Here is an 18,597-nt window from a genome sequence, read left to right as displayed (position 1 = left end):
GCCCAGGAGACGGCCGTGGCTCTATTCGATTTCACGACGGTGAGCGGAGCCGAGCCGGTGCGCGGGCAGTGCTCCCTCGCCATCGACAAGAACGGCAAGCCCTGGATCGCTTGTGCGCTCACGGGCGGAAAAGTGATGGTCGCGCGCAAGGACGGTGGCGCGTGGGTCAGGGAGCAGCCGAACCTGCCGCTCGCCTCGTCGGGCGAGGACGTGGTCCACCTCCGTACGGACTCCACCGGTCAACCGCACCTGGGCTACATCGAAGGGGACCCGCGACGCCTGGTCCACGCGGTGCGCAAGCCGGACGCGACGTGGACGTACGAACACGTGCCCACGCATGTGGCCCCCCACGAACCGGTCGTCTTCGGCGCGTCGTTCGCCTTGCATCCGGGGGGACCGGCGAACCCCGACCTGCGGGACACCCCGCACTTCGCGTTCGAGAACCAGGCCGTCGAGACGCTGTCCTATGTGCGGAGGATCGGTGGCGCCTGGAAGCTGAGCCACGCCGCCGAGGCTCAGCACTCCGGCGATGCGGGGAACTCCCGGACCGGTCAGAGCACGTCGTTGTGGATCGACGAGTCGGGCAGCCTCCAGATCGCGTACGTCGAGACGTTCGAGGTCACGCCCACCACGGCCGTTCACGTGAAACGGGTGCTCAACGTGGTGGAGGGCACGTTCGGGAGCGAACGGGACGTCGAGAAGGGGCAGTTCTTCGCCGGCCGCACCTCGGTCATCAGCCAGGCTCCCCAGACGTGGGTGGCGTACTGCGACGTGAAGAACCTGGACCTGAAGGCGGGGACCTTCACCAGCGACGGGGCCGGGGACGTCGAGGTGGTCGCGTCGGTCACGGAGCGCACCGCTCCCGTGCTGGCGCAGAACCCGGCCATCGGCGGTGAACTCTCCCGCAAACTCCGCATCGCCTACGCCGACGACGGCAAGATCAAGCTGGCGAGCCGCAGCGTCTTCGGCTGGACCGTGGACGTCGTCGACCCGGCCGGCGGCACCATGCCGGGACTCGCCTACGACAGCCAGGGCAAGGCACATCTGGCCTACGCCGCCGGGCAGACACTGAGGTACGCCGTGGAGCGGTGAGACCGGTTCCGAGGACCGCCGCGGGACGGTTAGCTCACCGCGTGTCGTACCCCTTGTCCGAGCCCTTCCTGGCTGTTCCGGGGAGTTCGGGAAGGTCGAAGCGTTTGAGGGGTTTGGCCTTGGGGTCGGGGCGTACGGCGCCGAGGAGGGGGTTGGCGGCGATGGGGGAGACCTTGATGGTGGTGCCCGGCCGGGGGGCCTGGACGACCAGGCCCTTGCCCAGGTAGAGGGCGACATGGGTGGCCCTCGGGAAGTACAGGACCAGGTCACCGGGGCGCAGCTCGGCGAGCGGGATGCGGGGGAGTTGGGCCCACTGGGCCTGACTGGTGCGGGGGATGCGGTGCCCGGCGTGCGACCAGGCGCGGGAGGTGAGCCCCGAGCAGTCGTACGCCTTCGGGCCCTCGGCGCCCCACTTGTACGGCTTGCCGATCTGGGCGACCGCGTAGCGCAGCGCCTTCGCCCCGGTGCGGGTCGGCGGCCGTACGGAACTCAGGGCACCGGAGGCGACCAGCCTGCGCTGGGACTCGGCCGTCGTGTCCCGCTCCAGCCGCTCGATCCCGGCGAGCTGCTCGGCGGTGAGGGAGGCGAGGAGCCGCTCGACCTCGCCGAGACGGCTGCGTACCGCGTCGCGTTCCTTCTGGCGGCGCTCGGTGAGGGTGAGCCGGCGGTCGAGGGCGGCGCGGGCCCTGCGGGCGAGCGCGTCCGTGCTCTTCTCGCTGCCGGCCATCCGCTCCACGGTCTGCGCGCGCTCCTGCGCGACCTGGCCGATCACATGACCCTGCTCCAGCGCGCGGTGCGGGTCGCGGGCGAGGAGCAGCCGGACGTACGGGGAGAGGTCGGTGGTGCTGTTCTGGTACTGCTGGCGGGCCAGCCGGCCCGCGGCGCCCCGGCTGTCGTGCAGGGAGAGCCGGGCCGCGGCGAGCCGCCGGTCGAGACGCGCGACCTCCGCCCGCTGCTTCCGCAGCTCCTCCTCGGTGGCGTTGTACGCCTCCGTGGCCTCCTCGGCCTCGCGGTACAGCCGCCGCAGGTCGGCGAGGAGCCGGGCCACCGAGCGTTCGCCGGGGTCGGTCGTGTCGCCGTCGCCGGTCCCGGCGCTGTCGCCGTCCGTGGTGGTCCCGGCGTCGTCACCGCCGGTGTCGCCTTCGGCCGGGGTCCCCACGGTCCCACCGTCGGTCGCGACCTCGGCCGAGTCGCCCGGGGGCGGTGGCAGCGGGGCCGCCGCGGCCTGGGCGGATGCCGTCGTGAGGAGTGTGCCGGCCGCGACCGCCGTCGCCGTCGCCGTACGGACCAGGCGCAGGACCTTTCCTGACACGTCATCACCTCCGGTGCGCGGATGGGCCGTCCACCTCGCACCGGCAGGATGGGAGGAGCGGGGGGCGGGCGCGCGCCGGGTGGGCCGTCCGGCCCGCGGAGGTCACTCGTCGGGGGACGGCGGCCGCTCGGGCGGCGTGGCGGATTGCCGTTTCGGGCCGGACCACGGCCACTTCAGGCCGCGGCCCGGATCCGCGTCCGGGGCGTACTCGTACTTCCACAGCTGCTGCATGAACCCGCCCCGACCCGCGTCCACCCTCCGGTAGACGAGCACCGTGCCGGGTCCGCCCGCCGGGTCGGGCACCGGGATCCGGTACGTCTTCGGCGGGTGCCCGGTGATGCCGAGCAGCACCGGCAGGACGCGGCCGTCCAGCGGGCCGCCGACGAAAAGGGTGTCCTGTGTCTTCACCGGACCAGTGTCACAGGACCGGCGTCACAGCAGGTGGGCGGCGTCGCCGACCACGGGCAGGACACGGCGGGCGAGGGCGCCGACGGCACCGTCCGCGGCCTCCATCGCGAGGGCGTCCCGCACGGCGCCCGCGGTCTGCGCGTCGCGTCCGGCGGTGACGGTGACACAGGCGACGAACTGCTCCACGAGCCAGTCCCGCAGCTCGGCCACGTCCGGCCGTTTGCCCTCGTCGAGCCAGAGGAGGGAGGCGGCCTCCACGGCGGTGATCCACATCCGGACCGTCATCCGCAGCCGCAGGTCCGGCTCCGACACCTCCAGGTGCCGCAGGATGTGCCGCGCCGCCGCCCGCCGTACGCCGTCCACGATGGCCGTCGCCCGTGACGTCTCCACGACACTGCCGCCCTGGAGCAGGGCGCTGAAACCGGTGTCGTGCTCGTCGACGAAGGTCAGATACCGGTCGAGGGCACGGGACAGCCGGGCGGTGAGGGGCCCCTCGGCGGGCTCGTCGAAGCACTGCTCCAGCTCCTCGGCGGCCGAGCGGAGGGCCGCCTCGTAGAGCTGCTGCTTGCCGCCGGGGAAGTAGCGGTAGACGAGGGGGCGGGAGACGCCGGCCGCCTCCGCGACGTCGTCGAGGGAGACGTCCTCCGGGGCGTTGTGCGCGAAGAGCTCCAGCGCCGCGTCGATGAGCTGGCTGCGCCGCTCCTCGACGCTCAGACGGCGGTACGCGCGGGTGGGGGCCTCGGACGTCATACGGGCAGCGTAGTCGCGCGGCGGGGGGCCGGGTGTCTGGGTAGCTCGGGGGGTGCGGGTTCGTCCGGCGGGTGCGGGTGGGTGGTGGTTTCTCGCGCAGTTCCCCGCGCCCCTGGAGGGACGGGCCCGCGGCCCGCCCTCCCCATGAAGAGCACGGGGCGCAGCCCCGGTCGCTTTTCAGGGGCGCGGGGAACTGCGCGAACAACCCCCACCCACCCGCAGCCGCCCTACGACAGTCGCCCCGAGCCACGGGGCGCCCGGCTACCCCAGCAGCCCCGAGGACCGCCACATCCGCCGCCCCACGCCCCGCAGCACACCGATGTCGTCCAGGAAGTCAGTCAGCCGCCGCGCCCCCGTCTGCATGATGTCGCGACGGTGCGCGCTCGCGCGGACCTGCGCCTGCGCCTCCCGCTGGTCCAGGCCGACATTCGTGTAGACCTCGGGGTTGATGAAGGCCACGGAGAAGACCCGGGCGAACTCACCTGAGGTGATCCGGGTGAAGCTCCGCGACAGCCGGGGCGCCGTCACCATCTGGCGGCGCAGCTCCTCGCGGGCGTACCGCACGTGCCGGGCCTCCTCGACCACGTGGATCCGGGTCACTCCGCGGACGAGCGGCTGGACCCGCTCGTCGGGGAACGTCAGCCGCTGCATCCAGTCGAGGATCTCCTCGCCGAGCAGGGTCGCCGTGAAGGAACCGGGGGTCGTGGAGATCGTCTTGAAGACACGGCCCAGGTTCTGGTGCAGCCGGCTCACCGGGTAGTACGGAGTGTCCCCCTTGCTGATCAGCCGGGCGAACATCTTCGAGTGCCGGCACTCGTCCTCGATCTCGGTCAGCGCGTAGCGCACATGCGCGCTCGTCGCGGCCTTGTCGTAGATGTGCCGCACGAGCAGCTGCATGAGGATGATCTCGAACCAGATGCCGAGCGAGGCCAGCGCGGCCGCCTCGTGCTGCGACAGGGCGATCCGCTGCTCCTCCGACATCCGCTTCCACAGCGGCGTTCCGTACAGCGACACCAGCTCCGGCGGCCAGAACCACTTCCCCGGTTCGAAGGGCGCGTCCCAGTCCAGCTCCTTGTCCGGGTCGAAGGAGTGCTTCGCCGAGGAGGCGAGCAGCCGTTCGGCCACCTGCTCCCGGTCCTTGAGCAGGCCGAGGGCGTCACGGAGCACCTCCGCCTCGGACACCGGGGTCACCGTCGTCATGGCTGTTCCCACCTCGTCGTACGGGCATTTTCGGTCAGTTACCGGCGGTCATCGCTTATGAGACTACTTGTCAGCAAGGCCGTCAATCCCCTGTGCGCGACTTGTTGACGAGTCGTCTACCGATGGGCGGTGCGAGGCACGGGGGCGGGGCGGCCGGGCGCGTACGGCGACGCCGCGGCGAACGCGGCCGGAACGGTCGGTGAAGAAGCGCCCGGGGACGGGTCCGAGGCCCCCGCGCGGGCCCGTGGCTCGGTAGCGTGCCGGGATGTCCACGCCTTCGCCGCCCCCGCAGTCGCACGACCCGTACGGCGCGGTGCCCGCCCCCGCGTCCCCGGGCAGCCCTGACGGCCCGTCCGCCCTAGCGGGCTGGCCCCCGCCGCCGCCCCCGCCGGGGCGCGGGAGCCGGATCGGGCTCGTCCTCGGGGTCGTGGGCGGGGCCGTGGCCCTGCTGGTCGCGGGTGTGACCGGGTTCGTGGTCCTCCGGGGGGACTCCGACGCCGCCTATCCGGAGGCCGAGTACCGGCTGACGCTGCCGCCGAAGCTGATCGACGGCGAGTACGAGCTGGACCGGGACTACTCCGACGCGTCCGACGGCGCCTTCGTGCGGGAGGCCGAGCGCACCCTGAGCGTCCGGGACGCCCGGGCGGCCGTCGCCACGTACACACCGGTGAACCGGGGCGGCCGGCTGACGATCAGCGGACTGTACGGCCGGTTCAAGGACCCCGACGAGGCACGCGACGAGTTGCTGGGGTGGGCGGGGCGGGCCGAGGGCACCGAGGTGGCAGTGGCGCCGCGGGACTTCCGTCCCGCCGGCTCCGAGGTCACCGTGACCTGCCAGCTCCTCGCCCGGAAGGACGCGGGGACGCGGACGGTCTATCCGCAGTGCGGCTGGAACGACGGCAACACCGGCGCCATGGTCCTCGTGGTCGACCCCGCGCTGATCGGCCTGGACCCGGACGAGGTGGACCTGAAGGAGAGCGCCGAGCTGACCCTCCGGGTCAGGGCGGACCTGCGCAGGCCGCTCCGCTGACGACCGCGTCCCCGCCGGGGTCGTCGGCGTCAGTGTCGGCGAGCGCCCGCCGGGGCAACCGCGTCCGCCCGCCGGGCGTCAGCCGACGGTGGTGACGCCCGGCGCCGGCTCGGTGGCCGGACCCCCTCCCGCCCCCGCCGGCTCCACCGGTCCTCCCGGCTCCGCCAATCCCGCCGGGAACGTCGTCCGCAGGGTGAAGGCGTACGGTGTCGGGCCGTGCGCCCTGAGGTGCAGGAGTCGTTCCTCCGCCTCCGCGACGGAGGGGCGGTGACCGGCCGGTACCCACCACAGGGCCGTGACCGCCTCCGCCGGCCGCTCGAACCACTCCCTGCGGCGGGACAGCATCTCCCGGTGCCGCCCCTGGTACATGAACGTGGTCAGGGCGTCGACGTGCTGCCACACCGACAGATTGACGATCAGCCACTCGTCCCCGAGGACCGGGACGTCCGTGGCGTTGCCCGAGTCGCTCTGGAGGCGCCAGACGAACCCGGGGGCGGCGTCGGCCGCCGCGTTCACCGGGTCCAGCGCGTCGACGAAGTCCTTCAGTCGGGGCGAATCAAGCGGGGCCAGCAGACGGGCGATGTTCACCTGGGCGAGTTCGTGCGCGACGGCAGTCATGGGCCGAACGATAGGTCGGGCGCCTCGGGGGAGACACCGGATATATCAGTCGGCGGACGGACCCGGCCGTCCTCACCTGACCGCCGCCCTCAGCACCGCCTTCATCACGTCCCTCGCGATCGGGGCCGCGTCCCCGCCCCCGCTGATCTCGCCCCGCACCGCGTCCGCGTCCTCGACCACCACCGCCACGGCCACCTCGGGCTCCAGCGCCTCATGGGACTGGGCCCAGCCGATGAACCAGGCGTACGGGGTGCCGGAGTTGCCGATGCCGTGCTGGGCGGTGCCGGTCTTGCCGCCGACGGCGGCGCCCCGGACGCGGGCCTTGCCGCCGGTGCCGTCCGTGACGACGCCGAGCATCAGCTCGCGGAGCCGTTTCGCGGTCGTCCGGGTCATGGCCTGGCGGAGGGGCCGGGCGCCGGCGGTGGAGACGATGCGGCCGTCAGCCGTGGTGGTCCGCTCCACGAGGTACGGCGATCTGACGGTTCCCCCGTTGGCGACGGCCGCCGTCACCATCGCCATCTGCAGGGGCGTGGCCCGGGTGTCGAACTGGCCGATGGACGACAGGGCGAGCTGGGCCCGGTCCATGTGAGTGTCGAAGCTGCTCGGCGCGACGGAGAAGGGGATGCGCACCCGGGAGTCGTTGAACCCGAAGGCCCGCGCCGTGTCCCTCATGGCGCCGAGGCCGACGTCCACGCCGAGCTTGGCGAACACCGTGTTGCAGGACCACTCGAAGGCATAGCGCAGTGAGGCGTTCTTGCAACCCTCGACCTCGTTCGCGAGGGAGGTCGTGGTGCCGGGCAGGGTGTACGGGGCGGGGGAGCGGGTGGGGGCGTCCAGGTCCTCGATCACCCCGGCGTCCAGGGCGGCGGCGGCCGTCACCACCTTGAAGGTGGAACCCGGCGGATAGGTCTGCCGCACCGCCCGGTTGAGCATGGGCTTGCTCTCGTCCCCGTTGAGCCGCTCCCAGGCCCGCGCCACCGAGGGGTCGTTCCCGGACAGCAGCCCGGGATCGTACGAGGGGCGGGAGACCAACGCCAGGACGCGCCCGGTGGCCGGTTCCAGCGCCACCACCGCGCCCCTGCGGGCGCCCAGCCCCCGGTAGGCCGCCCGTTGCGCCCCCGCGTCGACGGTGGTGACGACCTCGCCGCCGGCGTTCTGGTCGCGGGTGATGTCGTTCCACAGCGGCAGGAAGGACAGCATCGGGTCGCTGCCGTCGAGGAGGGGGTTCTCGGTGTGCTCCAGCAGCGTCGTCCCGTACACCTGCGAGGCGAAGCCCGTGACCGGCGCGTACAACGGGCCGTCGCGGTACGTCCGTTCGTAGCGGAGCTGCTCCCCGGTGTCCTTCGAGCCGGTGACGGGCCGGCCGCCGACCAGGATGTTCCCGCGTGGCTGGCTCCAACGGGCGATCTCGGGGCGGCGGTTGGCGGGATTGTCGTCGTAGGCCCGGGACTGGAAGACCTGGACGCGGGCGGCGTTGACGAGGAGGGCGACGAGCAGCAGGGCGCACAGCGCGGCCGCACGGCGGATGTACTTGGTCACGCGCCCCTTCCCTCCGGGCCGTCGTACTGCCGGCGGGCCGAGTCGCTCAGCCGCATCAGCAGGGCCACGATGATCCAGTTGGTGACGACGGAGGAGCCCCCCTGGGCCAGGAAGGGCATCGCCATACCGGTCAGGGGGATCAGCCCGGTCACGCCGCCCGCGATCACGAAGACCTGGAGCGCGATGATCGAGGCCAGACCGATGGCGAGCAGCCGGCCGAAGGGGTCGCGCACGGCGAGCCCCGCGCGGTAGCCGCGCTCCACCAGCAGGGCGTACAGCAGGAAGATCGCCGAGAGCCCGACCAGGCCCAGCTCCTCGCCCGCCGTGGCCAGGATGAAGTCCGACTTCGCGGCGAAGCCGATGAGGATCGAGTCGCCGAGGCCCAGCCCGGTGCCGAGCAGCCCCCCGGCCGCGAACGCGAAGAGCGACTGGGCGAGTTGGTTGGGCCCCTGGCCCGCCTCGATGGACGCGAACGGGTGCAGCCAGTCCTCCACCCGGACGTGCACATGGGGTTCCAGCCAGCCGACGGCCACCGCGCCCACTCCCGCCAGCAGCAGCCCCACCGCGATCCAGCCGGTGCGGCCGGTGGCGACGTACAGCAGGATGACGAAGAGGCCGAAGAACAGCAGCGAGGTGCCCAGGTCCCGTTCCAGGACCAGCACCCCGACACTCAGCAGCCAGATGGTGACGATCGGCCCGAGCACCCGCCCCGTCGGCAGCTGGAGCCGCTTGAACCGCCAGATCTGGCGCCCCGCGTACGCCAGCGCGTTGCGGTTGGCCGCGAGATAGCTGGCGAAGAACAGCGCCAGCAGCACCTTCGCGAACTCGCCGGGCTGGAGGGAGAATCCGGCGATCCGCACCCAGATCCGGGCGCCGTTCACCGGCGGGAAGAGGATCGGCAGCGCCAGCAGCGCCAGCGCGGCCACCACCGAGACGTACGCGTACCGCTGGAGCACCCGGTGGTCCGGCAGCAGGACCACGACCACGATGCACAACCCGATGCCGAGCGCCGACCAGTTCAGCTGGGCCGGCGCCGCCAGATCGGCCGGGGTCTCCAGGTCCAGCCGGTGGATCAGCACCAGCCCCAGCCCGTTCAGCAGCACCGCGATCGGCAGCAGCAGCGGATCGGCGTACGGCGCCCGCAGCCGCACTGCCACGTGGGCCAGCAGCGCGAGCACGCCGAGCCCGGCGCCGTAGTCGGCGGCGCCGGGCGGGACGGTGCCGGTCTTCGCCAGGCCGACGGCACAGTAGCCGTACACGGAGAGCAGGACGGCCACGACGACGAGACTGAACTCGACGCCTCTGCGCCGGGGGAGGCGAACGGCGGGCGGGGACGGGTCCGCCGGACCCGCCGCCAGGGTCGTTCCGGCCTTGGTGGTCATGTCCGGAACTTACCCAAATGGAAGGATCTGTGTGCCGTGTCGTTCACCTCAGCACCAGCGTGGCGTCTTCCAGGCGTCGATGTAGCGGGCCGAACCCCAGGCCCAGGTGCCGTCGGTGAGCAGGTACCAGATGCGGTTGCCGTTGACGGTCTGGCCCGTGGTCCGGCAGAAGATCTTGACGATCTCGCCGTAGGGCGCGACCCGGATGACGGCGCCACCGCGGTTCGGCGCACTGCGCAGGATCAGCCCGGATCGGGCCGTGACCTGCCCCTTGACGGTCTTCTGTGCGGGGAGGCCGAGGCCCCGTTCGTCGCCGGCGACGGCGGGGGTGGTGGCCGCGAGCGCCACGAGCGCGCCTCCGGCGGCGGCTATGCCGAAGCGCATGAGCAGGATCCGCAGGGACATGTGATGCTCCTCCAGAAAGGGGGCGAAGCTGACTAATCGCCACGTTAGGAGGAGGGGGAACGGGGCGCCTTCTGCGTTGGGCCATCGGGGAAGGCCGACACCGGCGGGCGTGCGGTCGGCACCCGGCGCGCGGGTGGTCGGCACCCGGCGCGCGGGTGGCTCCCGCGTGTACGCGATCAGCACCCGGGCCAGGTCAACAGCCGGGCCAGGTCAGCAGCCGGGCCAGGTCAGCACCCGGGCCAGGTCAACAGCCGGGCCAGGTCAGCAGCCGGGCCAGGTCAGCACCCGGGCGAGGTCAACAGCCGGGCCAGGTCAGCAGCCGGGCCCGGGCAGTCGCACCGCGGCGAGTGCGCCCCCGTCGGAGGCGTTCGAGAACTCCAGCCGCGCTCCCAACGCTTCCGCCTGCCCCACGGCGATCGTCAGCCCCAGACCGTGCCCCTTGGCGGAGCCCTCGGTGCGGAACCGCTGCGGGCCGTCGGCGACGAGGTACTCCGGGAACCCGCCCCCGTGGTCCCGCACGGTCACCACGGGTCCCTCCACGGTGAGCACGACGGGAGGCGCCCCGTGCCGGTGGGCGTTGGCCACCAGGTTCCCCAACACCCGCTCCAGCCGCCGCCGGTCGGTCTCGACGCAGATGTCCTCGACGACCCGCACCTCCGTGCCGGAGCCGGCGTGCGCGGCCACCCGCCCCGCCAGGACGCCCAGCCGCACCTCTTCCAGGTCCAGCCGCTCGCTCCCCGTCTCCAGCCGGGAGATCTCCAGCAGGTCCTCGGTCAGCGTGCGCAGCGCGGCGACCCGGTCCCGTACCAGCTCCGTCGGCCGCCCCGGCGGCAGCAGTTCGGCCGCCGCGTGCAGCCCGGTCAGCGGCGTCCGCAGCTCGTGCGCCACGTCCGCCGTGAACCGCTGCTCGCTGAGCAGCTTCCGCTGGAGCGTGGACGCCATCGTGTCGAGCGCCGCGGCAACCGCCGCCACCTCGTCCCGGGCGCGCGCCGGATCCGTCGTCCGGGGGTCGCCGACCCGGGCGTCCAGGTCGCCCGCGCTGATGCGCCGCGCCACCTGGGAGGTGGTGCGAAGCCGTCGGGTGACCCGGGTGATGCCGAGCGCGCCGAGCGTCAGCGTCACCCCGATCGCCAGCGCCGACGAGCCCAGGATGGCCCGGTCGAGCCCCTCGATCGTGGCCGCGCTCTGCGCGTAGTCGAGCCGTACGGCGAGCGCGCGGCCGTCGGCGGGGGTGGCCGCCCACATCGTGGGGTGGCCGTCGACGACGCCGACCATCGTGCCGCGCCGCCCGCTCTCCGCCAGCGCGCGCAGCGACTTCGGCAGCCCCGGCGGATCGACCCCGGCGTCCGGCGGGAGCCGGTTCCCGGCCTCGTACGCCCGGGTCGCGCTCTCCAGCCGGTCCAGGGCCCGGGAGCGGGCGTCGCTGACCGTCTGGTGGGTGACGGAGACATGCACGAGGGCACCGAGCAGCGCGGCCAGACCGCAGCACATGACGGTGATGAAGGCCAGCGCCTTCCAGGTCAGCGAGGCGGCCCGCCGCCGCAGCCCGGGCCCCTTCCCGGCCCCACGCCCCGGAGACCGCCCGCCCCCCGTCACCCGTCCCCCACCCCGCGCGACCGTCTCCCCGGCAAGCCCCCCGGGCCCGCCGGGAGGGACCCCGGCCTCGGCGGCGCGCCGCACGGGTTCGTCGGGGCGGATCCCGGTCTCACCGGCGGGCCGCATGGGTGTTCCGGTCTCCTCGGGGTGCCGCTCTGGTTCGTCGGGGCGGGTGCCGGTCTCCTCGGGGTGCCGCACGGGATCGCCGGGGCGGGCCTCAGCCTCGGCGGCGTGCCGCCCTGGTTCGTCGGGGCGGGTGCCGGTCTCCTCGGGGTGTCGCACGGGCTCGTCGGGGCGGGCTTCAGCCTCGGCGGCGTGCCGCTCTGGTTCGTCGGGGCGGGCCCCGGTCTCACCGGCGCGCCGCATGGGTTCTCCGGTCGGCATCACGGGCTCCCCGGCGGAGGGACGGACGGCGAGGGCGACGGCGACGGTGCCGAGGCCCAAGGCGAAGCGGCGGCCGGCCCGTCCGACGTCCCCGGCGACCCCCCGACCCGCAGGATCTCGTCCCGGGTCAGCAGCATCGCCCGTTGCTCGGCGTCCCAGTTCCACTGTGTGCGGTACTCGTAGCCGTCGATCGCCGCCGGCGAGCGGATGATCACCGTACGGCCCGCCAGCTCGACCGCGATCACCGCGTCGTCGTTGGCCAGCACCTGCACCAGCCGGCCCTTGCGGAAGGTGTACATCCGCACGGCCGTCTGGTTGCCCGGCAGCAGCCGGAAGCCCACCACCATGTCGTCGTGCCCGTCGCCGGTGAGGTCCCGGTAGTAGGGCTCCAGGACGGGGCACCCGCCCCGCCCGGCGCCCGCGTCGCAGTCGGCCATGCGCCGGCTCGTCCCCCGGTACAGGGCGGCGGAGCCCTCGTAGACGTCCTCGTGCGCGGCGATCTCGGCGCGCACCACCGCCACCGGGTCCACCTTCCGGACGTCGTCGCCGGGGGCCGTGATCCCCTTGACCACCTCGGTCTCGGCCTCGCCGAAGTCGTAGGCGGGGGAGGAGGCGGGCGGCCGCCCGGGCCACAGCCGGGTCGGTCCGTTCGCGGTGGGCGTCGCGCCCGCGCTCACCAGGCCCCCGGAGTCGCCGCAGCCCGTCAGCGGCACGACGACGGCCGCGGCGAACGCGGCGCCGGCGGCCACGCGCGCGGAGCGGCTGCGGAACACGGGACTCCTGGATACGGAAGGGCGGCTTACGGTCCCGTACACCTTATGCGTGGCTCGCCCCGCCCCACTCGGCGAGTCCGCCCGGCCCCGCGAGCCCGCCCTGATCTGCGCCTTCCCCCTGTTCCGCGACTCGGCCCCCAGCCCCGCGAGCCCGCCCTGCTCCGCAGCTTCTCCCTGCTCCGCGACTCGGCCCCCGCTCCGCCCTACTCCGCGAGTTCCTCCAGCTCCTCCAGGAAGCGGACCGTCGGCAGACCCGTGTGCAGGTACTGCACGAACAGCTCGTTGTGCAGTGCCCACGGTGAGCGCCGGGTGCGGATCAGCCGGATCGCCTCCTCGGCGGAGTGCCCGTCGCGGATCAGCGCCTGGGCGACGACGAGACCGGACCGGTTGTAACCGTGGAAGCAGCGGACGAGGACCTTCCGGCCGTCCTCCAGCGCGTCGCACGCGGCCTGCGCCAGCCGCATCACGCCCGCCAGCTGCGTCCCGTCGAGCGGTCCGTCAGGGATCGGCCACACATGGTGCTCGACACCGTCCCCCGGCCCGTACCCGGGCAGCCGCAGCAAGGACAGTACGAGATCGAACTCATCGCCCACGACGGCGAATTCGACTTCTCCGGCGCCGGCCCGCCCCGCGAACTCGTGCCCGCCCATCCACAGGCCGGGCACGATCTCGCTCCACGGTTCGAGCGGAGCCGGAACGTCGGGTTGCTTTCTGCGCGGCGGCAACGGCGGCCTCCCCAAGCCCCTGACGACGGGTCGTCCCCCCAAAGGTATCCGGGTTCTTGCCGATGGAGCACCCCGCCTGTTCCCATGGTCGGGGGTGATGGTGCATGAACGGACTGCGCGTCATACCGACCCGGCGGCACGGACAGGAACGCCTGTACGTGTGCCGGACCGACGGGAGCAACGTCGCCTGGTACGACCGTGAGACGGGCCGGGTGAACCTCCTGAGCGAGGAGTCGAGAGCGGATGTGCTCGCCGCCCTCCACCCCTTCGTCACCGGCCCGGTCACCGTGGGCCCGCCGCCCGTGCCGACCGCCGCCGAACTGGCCCGGCTGAGCCTGCACCCCGACGACGACCTCGCCCCCAACCGCCCCGGCGAGGCCCTGCTCATCGCCCTCGACCGCGACCCCGGACCACCGCACCGGCTGCGCACCGACCCGCGCCGCCGGGCCCTCACCGCCGAACAGACGATCGGGGCGCTGCTGGACGGGCTGGAGGGCGCGGGCTGGCGCACCCTGCACTCGGTGCCGCTGCCCGGCGGGGACCGCATCCACCACCTGGTGATCGGCCCCGGCGGCCTGTACTGCGTCCGCTCCCTCTACGCCCGCAAGCAGCGCGTCACCGTCTCCGACCCCCTCGTCGCCCTCGGCCGCCATGAGCCACGCCCCCTGCTGCGCCGGCTCCGCGCCGACGCCGACCGGGCCTCGTACGCCCTCACCGCCGAGGTCCACCCCGTCCTCGCCCTCGTCGAACCCGCCGGCCTCCGGATCGGCGCGCCCCCGAGAGAGGCCCGCGTCCTGACCGACACCGACCTGCCCGACCTCGCCCGCACCGGCGGCGTGCTCAAACCGGCCGACATCGAAGCCCTGCACGCGACGGCCAGGGACCGGGCCACCTGGACGAGGGTCTGAGCGCCGAAGCCGCCGGAAGCCGCCGGAACCGCCGACCGGAGGACGCGGCCGGGGCGGGGGCCGTCCCAGGGAGGCGCGGGTCTCAGAGCAGGCGGGCCGGCGGCGGTCGCGTCCGGGCGCCCCGGCTCTCAGGGCAACGGGCGCGCGGCGGTCGCGTCGAGGAGGGGGGCCAGCAGGTCGCCGTAGTCCTGGAGGCGGGGGGTGATGTCCGGCGCCCGGAAGACCAGCTGCCCGGGGGAGGCGCACTCCTCGACCTCGGTCCAGGTGACCGGCGCCGACACCGTGGGCTCGGTGCGGGCGCGCAGGGTGTAGGGGGCGGCCGTGGTCTTGCGGGCGGCGTTCTGGCTCCAGTCCACGAACACCTTCCCGGGGCGCAGGCTGCGCGTCATCCGGTGGACCACCCGGCGGGGCATCGCCTTCTCCGCCTCCACGGCCAGCTCCTTGGCGTACTCCGTCACCCGCTCGGACGACGCCCCCCGCACCGCCGCCAGCAGATGCAGCCCCTTCGACCCGGACGTCTTCGCGTGGACCTCGATCCCGTCGGCCGCCAGTCGCTCCCGCAGCCAGCAGGCGACCTCGCAGCACTCCACGACCGTCGCGGGCGGCCCCGGATCCAGGTCGAACACGATCCGGTCGGCCTCGTCGGGTGAGTCGACGGTCCACTGGGGCGTGTGGAACTCGGTGACGAGGTTCGACGCCCACATCAGGCTCGCCAGGTCCTGCACCAGCACCATCCGGGACGGCCCCTCCATCCGCCTCACCTCGGCGGTCGTGACCCACTCGGGCGTGCCCGGCGGCACGTTCTTGGCGAAGAAGAGCTGACCGCCGGGTCCGTCCGGGTAGCGGAGGAAGGACACGGGCCGGTCCCGCAGATGGGGGAGGAGGGCGTCCGCGGTGGTGGCGTAGTAGTGGAGCAGTTCCCCCTTGGTGAAGCCGGTCGCCGGGTGGAGGACCTTCTCCAGATTCGACAGGGCGACCCGGTGGCCCTCCACCTCGGTGATCGGCGTCATGCAACGAGAATCGCATGAAACCAGGACAAAGCGCTTCGGTTCGGGGAGGGCAGTCGTCGGCGGGCGAGGGCGAGCGGCCGGGGATACGGTGTGGATGACTCGGCAGAACCCATCCGAAAGGTGTGTGCTGCTCGTGCGATCCATCTGGAACGGCGCCATCTCCTTCGGCCTGGTCAGCATCCCGATCAAGCTCGTGAACGCCACCGAGAGCCACTCCGTCTCCTTCCGCCAGATCCACACGGAGGACGGGGGCCGCATCCGCTACCGCAAGGTGTGCGAGCTGGAGGAGCGCGAGGTGACGCAGGGCGAGATCGGCAAGGCGTACGAGGACGCCGACGGGACCATGATCCCGATCACGGACGAGGACCTCGCGTCGCTGCCGATCCCGACCGCCAAGACCATCGAGATCGAGGGCTTCGTACCGGCTGAGAAGGTCGACCCGCTCCAGGTGGACGCCGCGTACTACCTGGCGCCGAACGGCGTGCCGGCCGCCAAGCCGTACACCCTGCTCCGGGAGGCGCTCAAGCGCAGCGGGAAGGTCGCCATCTGCAAGTTCGCGCTACGGGGGCGCGAGCGGCTCGGCATGCTCCGGGTGGTGGACGACGTCCTCGCCATGCACGGGCTGCTGTGGCCCGACGAGATCCGTACGACGGAGGGGGTCGCGCCCGACGCGGACGTCACCGTCCGCGACAAGGAACTCGATCTCGCCGACGCCCTGATGGAGACGTTGGGCGAGGTCGACCTCAGCGAGCTGCACGACGACTACCGCGAGGCCGTCGAGGAACTCATCGCCGCGAAGGCGTCCGGCGAGGAGCCGCCGGCCGCGCCCGCCCCGGAGACGGGCGGCAAGGTGCTCGACCTCATGGCGGCCCTGGAGAACAGCGTCCGCGCCGCCAAGGAGTCCCGTGGCGAGGACGTCGCCGCCGTGACCCCCATGCGCACCCCGAAGGAGCCGGCCGGCAAGAAGTCCACGGCCACCGCGAAGAAGTCCGCCCCGTCGGCCGCCTCCGCCAAGAAGTCCACGGCGAAGTCGTCGTCGTCCGAGGGCACCCGGAGCGCCAGGAAGACGACGGCGAAGAAGTCCACGGCGAAGAAGTCCACGACGGCGAAGAGCACCGCGAAGAAGACGCAGGCCAAGGAGACCCAGGCCAAGAAGACGACTCCCCGCAAGCGCCCGGCCTGAGACACGGGGCGCGCGGGTACCGCGCGGCGCGAGGCGAGCGCCCGGCACCGTGCGGCCCGCGACGGCGGCCGCCAGCTCTCTCGCCGGCCCCTCAGGCCCTCACCGCATGTCCCGCCGGGCTCTCAGGCCCTCACCGCATGTCCCGCCGGGCCCTCAGGCCCTCACAGCACCTTCGCCCGTACGAGCGCCGAGAGCACCAGCGTGCCGGGGAGCAGGGGGAGCCACACCGTCAGGACGCGGTAGCCGATGACCGTGGTCGTGGCGACTGTGGCGGGCGCGCCGAAGGCGACCAGGGTGAAGACGAGCGCCGCGTCCATGGGGCCGAGGCCGCCCGGCGCGGGCACCGCACCGGCGGCGGTGCTGGCGACGAGATAGGCGAAGACCATCTGGGGCCAGGACAGCGGCAGCCCGAGGGAGGTCCCGACGGAGGCGACGACGGCGCCCTGGCACAGCGGGAACGCGGCGGCCCCGCCCCACAGCGCGAGGGCCCGTACGGGCCGGCTGTGCACGAGCCGCGTGTCGGTCAGCGCGGTCCGCAGCCCTCCGATGAGCGGCTGCCGCAGCGGCCGTACGGTCGTGATCAAAGTGACCAGGGCCGCCACACTGACCCCGGTGATCGCGCCGACCAGGGCCAGCGTCTCCCCCTTGGGGAGCAGCTCGGTGAGTTTGAGGGTGCCGGGGAAGGCGACCAGGAACGCCAGGATCACCAGGGTCTTGGCGACCGGCTTGACCGCCGAGTAGAGGGCGAGTGAGGCCGTGGCCCGGGGCAGGGGTATGCCCTGGCCGCGCAGGAAGCGCAGGACCACCGCGTGCGCGCCGATGTTGCCCGGCAGCGCGTGGCCCGCGGCGCCCGCCGCGAACTGGGTCGCGATCAGCTGCCCCGGCGGCAGCCGCTCGGGCACCGCGCCCTGCCGTACGAACGCGGCGGCCACGGAGCACAGGGCGGTGAAGAGGACGCCGGCCAGCAGCCACCGCGGGTCGGCGGAGACCAGCCGCGTGGCGCCGTCGTACACCGTGCGCCAGTCGACCGCGGCCCACACGCCGAGCAGCAGCAGTGGCAGCAGGGTGAGCGTGAACCGCAACCGGCGGGCGGTGACGGCGGAACGGCTGGGGACGAGCCGGCGGAGCCCGCTGGGGAGGCGGCTACGGAGGCCCGTGGGGAGGGCGAGCGCGGCGCAGGGCGGCTCGGGGGAGGTCCCGGGGGAGGGGGCAGCGGCGGGATCAGGGATGGGGTCGGTGGCGGTGGGCCGCGGGGGCAGCGGCGCGTCGAGCGGAAGTGGATACAAAGGGCACGTCGTCCTTCCGTGTCGCCGCCGGGCGGACGGGGACCGGACCGGCGGAGGCAAGGCGTGACAAGAACGAGGGGGATGACAGGAGCGTTCCCTTCGGATGTGACGCTCAAGTGTGGGGGAACCGAATTCCCACGGCCGCCGGAGCCACCGTAAGGCGTCCGTACAGGCGTTTTGTATTCTCCCGTGCCGTTGTGCGAACGATGTTGTGATTCGTGTCACGCGAGGTCCGGGAGGTACCGCTTGGCGGGGCGCCCCCGGGGCGTGCGCCGAGTGGCGACGAACGACGGGAACGCCTTCGGGGGAGGGAAGTGACCCCGTGGTTCGTGGCCCAGGACGACACCGGCGGTCCCACCGACGCGCACGAACCGATGTACGCCCGCGTCGGGCCCCGCCCGCCGCGTACAGCCGGGCCACGGGGGCCGCGCCGTCCGGGGAGGCGTGGCCCCGCCGGCCCGACAACCCGTCGACGGCTCGGGGGGCATCGTGCACGGCCAGTAGACTCGCCGGAGTGAAGATCATCGGGGCAGTTCAGTGACCACTCCGCCGCTTCCCGCGCCCAGCCGGGTCGTCGTCTGCCGGGACTGCTGCTGCGGTACCACGAAGCTCCCCGGCGTCGACCACGAGGCCCAGACCGACCGCCTCCGGCAGACGGTCCCCACCCGCGTCTCCACCTGCCTGGACGTCTGCGACCAGGCCAACGTGGTGGTCGTCCAGCCCTCCGCCGAGGGCCGCGCCGCCGGCGCCCGCCCGGTCTGGCTCGGCCTCGTCAACGACCCCGACGCGACCGAGGACATCGTCGCCTGGGTACGAGCCGGCGGCCCGGGCATGGCCCCGATGCCACCCATCCTCGACCTGTACGTCTTCACCCCGCCCCACCGGCGCGGAGCCGTGTGACGGCGGTCGGACGCCCGCCACGGCCAGCACGGCCAGCACGGCCAGCAATGCCGGCACGGCACTCGGCCCCTCCGCACCCTGCACCGGGCACTCGCC

18 protein-coding genes are annotated in these 18,597 nt (G+C 73.4%); 5 read left to right on the top strand and 13 right to left on the bottom strand.

Features of this window, described 5'->3' with window-relative positions:
* Positions 1–15: 15 nt before the first annotated feature.
* Complete coding sequence (locus tag ACZ4Z2_RS26775; protein WP_468079304.1) at positions 16–1,092, top strand: hypothetical protein; 1,077 nt, start codon at positions 16–18, stop codon at positions 1,090–1,092.
* Between the two features lie 34 nt (positions 1,093–1,126).
* On the opposite strand, the gene ACZ4Z2_RS26770 is transcribed toward ACZ4Z2_RS26775, so the two are convergent.
* The 4 genes from ACZ4Z2_RS26770 to ACZ4Z2_RS26755 all read right to left on the bottom strand — a co-directional run bounded on the left by ACZ4Z2_RS26770 (position 1,127) and on the right by ACZ4Z2_RS26755 (position 4,762).
* Positions 1,127–2,404 (bottom strand): C40 family peptidase, encoded by a 1,278-nt coding sequence (locus tag ACZ4Z2_RS26770; RefSeq protein ID WP_468079302.1) that lies wholly within the window; start codon positions 2,402–2,404, stop codon positions 1,127–1,129.
* A gap of 102 nt (positions 2,405–2,506) precedes the next feature.
* Positions 2,507–2,812: a hypothetical protein gene (locus tag ACZ4Z2_RS26765; RefSeq protein WP_468079301.1), complete on the bottom strand. Its 306-nt coding sequence runs from the start codon at positions 2,810–2,812 to the stop codon at positions 2,507–2,509.
* Between the two features lie 24 nt (positions 2,813–2,836).
* Positions 2,837–3,562: a TetR/AcrR family transcriptional regulator gene (locus ACZ4Z2_RS26760; protein ID WP_468079300.1), complete on the bottom strand. Its 726-nt coding sequence runs from the start codon at positions 3,560–3,562 to the stop codon at positions 2,837–2,839.
* 261 nt (positions 3,563–3,823) lie between these two features.
* Complete coding sequence (locus ACZ4Z2_RS26755; protein WP_468079299.1) at positions 3,824–4,762, bottom strand: AurF N-oxygenase family protein; 939 nt, start codon at positions 4,760–4,762, stop codon at positions 3,824–3,826.
* Positions 4,763–5,027: 265 nt separating this feature from the next.
* On the opposite strand from ACZ4Z2_RS26755, the gene ACZ4Z2_RS26750 reads away from it, so the two are divergent.
* Positions 5,028–5,792 (top strand): hypothetical protein, encoded by a 765-nt coding sequence (locus ACZ4Z2_RS26750; protein WP_468079298.1) that lies wholly within the window; start codon positions 5,028–5,030, stop codon positions 5,790–5,792.
* 78 nt (positions 5,793–5,870) lie between these two features.
* On the opposite strand, the gene ACZ4Z2_RS26745 is transcribed toward ACZ4Z2_RS26750, so the two are convergent.
* From ACZ4Z2_RS26745 to ACZ4Z2_RS26715, 7 genes are all read right to left on the bottom strand, one after another.
* Positions 5,871–6,410, bottom strand: coding sequence for a DUF3291 domain-containing protein (locus tag ACZ4Z2_RS26745; protein WP_468079297.1), 540 nt, complete (start codon positions 6,408–6,410; stop codon positions 5,871–5,873).
* 72 nt (positions 6,411–6,482) lie between these two features.
* Positions 6,483–7,949: a penicillin-binding transpeptidase domain-containing protein gene (locus ACZ4Z2_RS26740; protein WP_468079296.1), complete on the bottom strand. Its 1,467-nt coding sequence runs from the start codon at positions 7,947–7,949 to the stop codon at positions 6,483–6,485.
* Entirely contained in the window at positions 7,946–9,331 is a 1,386-nt protein-coding gene (locus ACZ4Z2_RS26735) for an FtsW/RodA/SpoVE family cell cycle protein (protein WP_468079294.1), read from the bottom strand. The genes ACZ4Z2_RS26740 and ACZ4Z2_RS26735 overlap by 4 nt, the downstream gene beginning before the upstream one ends.
* A gap of 48 nt (positions 9,332–9,379) precedes the next feature.
* On the bottom strand, positions 9,380–9,736 hold the full coding sequence (locus tag ACZ4Z2_RS26730; RefSeq protein WP_468079293.1) for an SH3 domain-containing protein: 357 nt from the start codon (positions 9,734–9,736) through the stop codon (positions 9,380–9,382).
* 312 nt (positions 9,737–10,048) lie between these two features.
* Entirely contained in the window at positions 10,049–11,281 is a 1,233-nt protein-coding gene (locus ACZ4Z2_RS26725; protein ID WP_468079369.1) for an ATP-binding protein, read from the bottom strand.
* Between the two features lie 434 nt (positions 11,282–11,715).
* Positions 11,716–12,489, bottom strand: a complete 774-nt coding sequence (locus ACZ4Z2_RS26720; RefSeq protein WP_468079291.1) for a hypothetical protein — start codon at positions 12,487–12,489, stop codon at positions 11,716–11,718.
* 203 nt (positions 12,490–12,692) lie between these two features.
* On the bottom strand, positions 12,693–13,214 hold the full coding sequence (locus ACZ4Z2_RS26715; protein ID WP_468079289.1) for a protein-tyrosine phosphatase family protein: 522 nt from the start codon (positions 13,212–13,214) through the stop codon (positions 12,693–12,695).
* Between the two features lie 104 nt (positions 13,215–13,318).
* Between ACZ4Z2_RS26715 and ACZ4Z2_RS26710 the strand changes: the two genes are divergently transcribed.
* The gene (locus tag ACZ4Z2_RS26710; protein WP_468079287.1) at positions 13,319–14,122 is read left to right on the top strand and encodes a nuclease-related domain-containing protein; all 804 of its coding nucleotides are present in this window, start codon (positions 13,319–13,321) and stop codon (positions 14,120–14,122) included.
* Positions 14,123–14,250: 128 nt separating this feature from the next.
* On the opposite strand, the gene ligD is transcribed toward ACZ4Z2_RS26710, so the two are convergent.
* Complete coding sequence (gene ligD, locus ACZ4Z2_RS26705; RefSeq protein ID WP_468079286.1) at positions 14,251–15,132, bottom strand: non-homologous end-joining DNA ligase; 882 nt, start codon at positions 15,130–15,132, stop codon at positions 14,251–14,253.
* A gap of 133 nt (positions 15,133–15,265) precedes the next feature.
* Between ligD and ku the strand changes: the two genes are divergently transcribed.
* Positions 15,266–16,315, top strand: a complete 1,050-nt coding sequence (gene ku / locus ACZ4Z2_RS26700; protein WP_468079285.1) for a non-homologous end joining protein Ku — start codon at positions 15,266–15,268, stop codon at positions 16,313–16,315.
* 161 nt (positions 16,316–16,476) lie between these two features.
* Here ku and ACZ4Z2_RS26695 read toward each other — a convergent pair whose 3' ends face one another.
* Positions 16,477–17,601 carry a lysylphosphatidylglycerol synthase transmembrane domain-containing protein gene (locus ACZ4Z2_RS26695; RefSeq protein ID WP_468079284.1) on the bottom strand — a complete coding sequence of 375 codons (1,125 nt, stop codon included), beginning with the start codon at positions 17,599–17,601 and terminating at the stop codon, positions 16,477–16,479.
* Positions 17,602–18,138: 537 nt separating this feature from the next.
* Between ACZ4Z2_RS26695 and ACZ4Z2_RS26690 the strand changes: the two genes are divergently transcribed.
* Positions 18,139–18,501 (top strand): (2Fe-2S) ferredoxin domain-containing protein, encoded by a 363-nt coding sequence (locus ACZ4Z2_RS26690; RefSeq protein WP_468079282.1) that lies wholly within the window; start codon positions 18,139–18,141, stop codon positions 18,499–18,501.
* The last annotated feature ends 96 nt before the right edge of the window (positions 18,502–18,597 follow it).

Source organism: Streptomyces sp. NPDC030183 (assembly GCF_055573455.1).
This window is presented reverse-complemented; position numbering and strand designations above follow the sequence as displayed.

What these genes read in the sequence shown, in the direction of transcription:
- ACZ4Z2_RS26730 (WP_468079293.1), bottom strand. Translation starts at nt 9,736, where the DNA reads ATGTCCCTGCGGATCCTGCTCATGCGCTTCGGCATAGCCGCCGCCGGA.
- ACZ4Z2_RS26735 (WP_468079294.1), bottom strand. Translation starts at nt 9,331, where the DNA reads ATGACCACCAAGGCCGGAACGACCCTGGCGGCGGGTCCGGCGGACCCG.
- ACZ4Z2_RS26745 (WP_468079297.1), bottom strand. Translation starts at nt 6,410, where the DNA reads ATGACTGCCGTCGCGCACGAACTCGCCCAGGTGAACATCGCCCGTCTG.
- ACZ4Z2_RS26755 (WP_468079299.1), bottom strand. Translation starts at nt 4,762, where the DNA reads ATGACGACGGTGACCCCGGTGTCCGAGGCGGAGGTGCTCCGTGACGCC.
- ACZ4Z2_RS26710 (WP_468079287.1), top strand. Translation starts at nt 13,319, where the DNA reads ATGAACGGACTGCGCGTCATACCGACCCGGCGGCACGGACAGGAACGC.
- ligD (WP_468079286.1), bottom strand. Translation starts at nt 15,132, where the DNA reads ATGACGCCGATCACCGAGGTGGAGGGCCACCGGGTCGCCCTGTCGAAT.
- ACZ4Z2_RS26760 (WP_468079300.1), bottom strand. Translation starts at nt 3,562, where the DNA reads ATGACGTCCGAGGCCCCCACCCGCGCGTACCGCCGTCTGAGCGTCGAG.
- ACZ4Z2_RS26750 (WP_468079298.1), top strand. Translation starts at nt 5,028, where the DNA reads ATGTCCACGCCTTCGCCGCCCCCGCAGTCGCACGACCCGTACGGCGCG.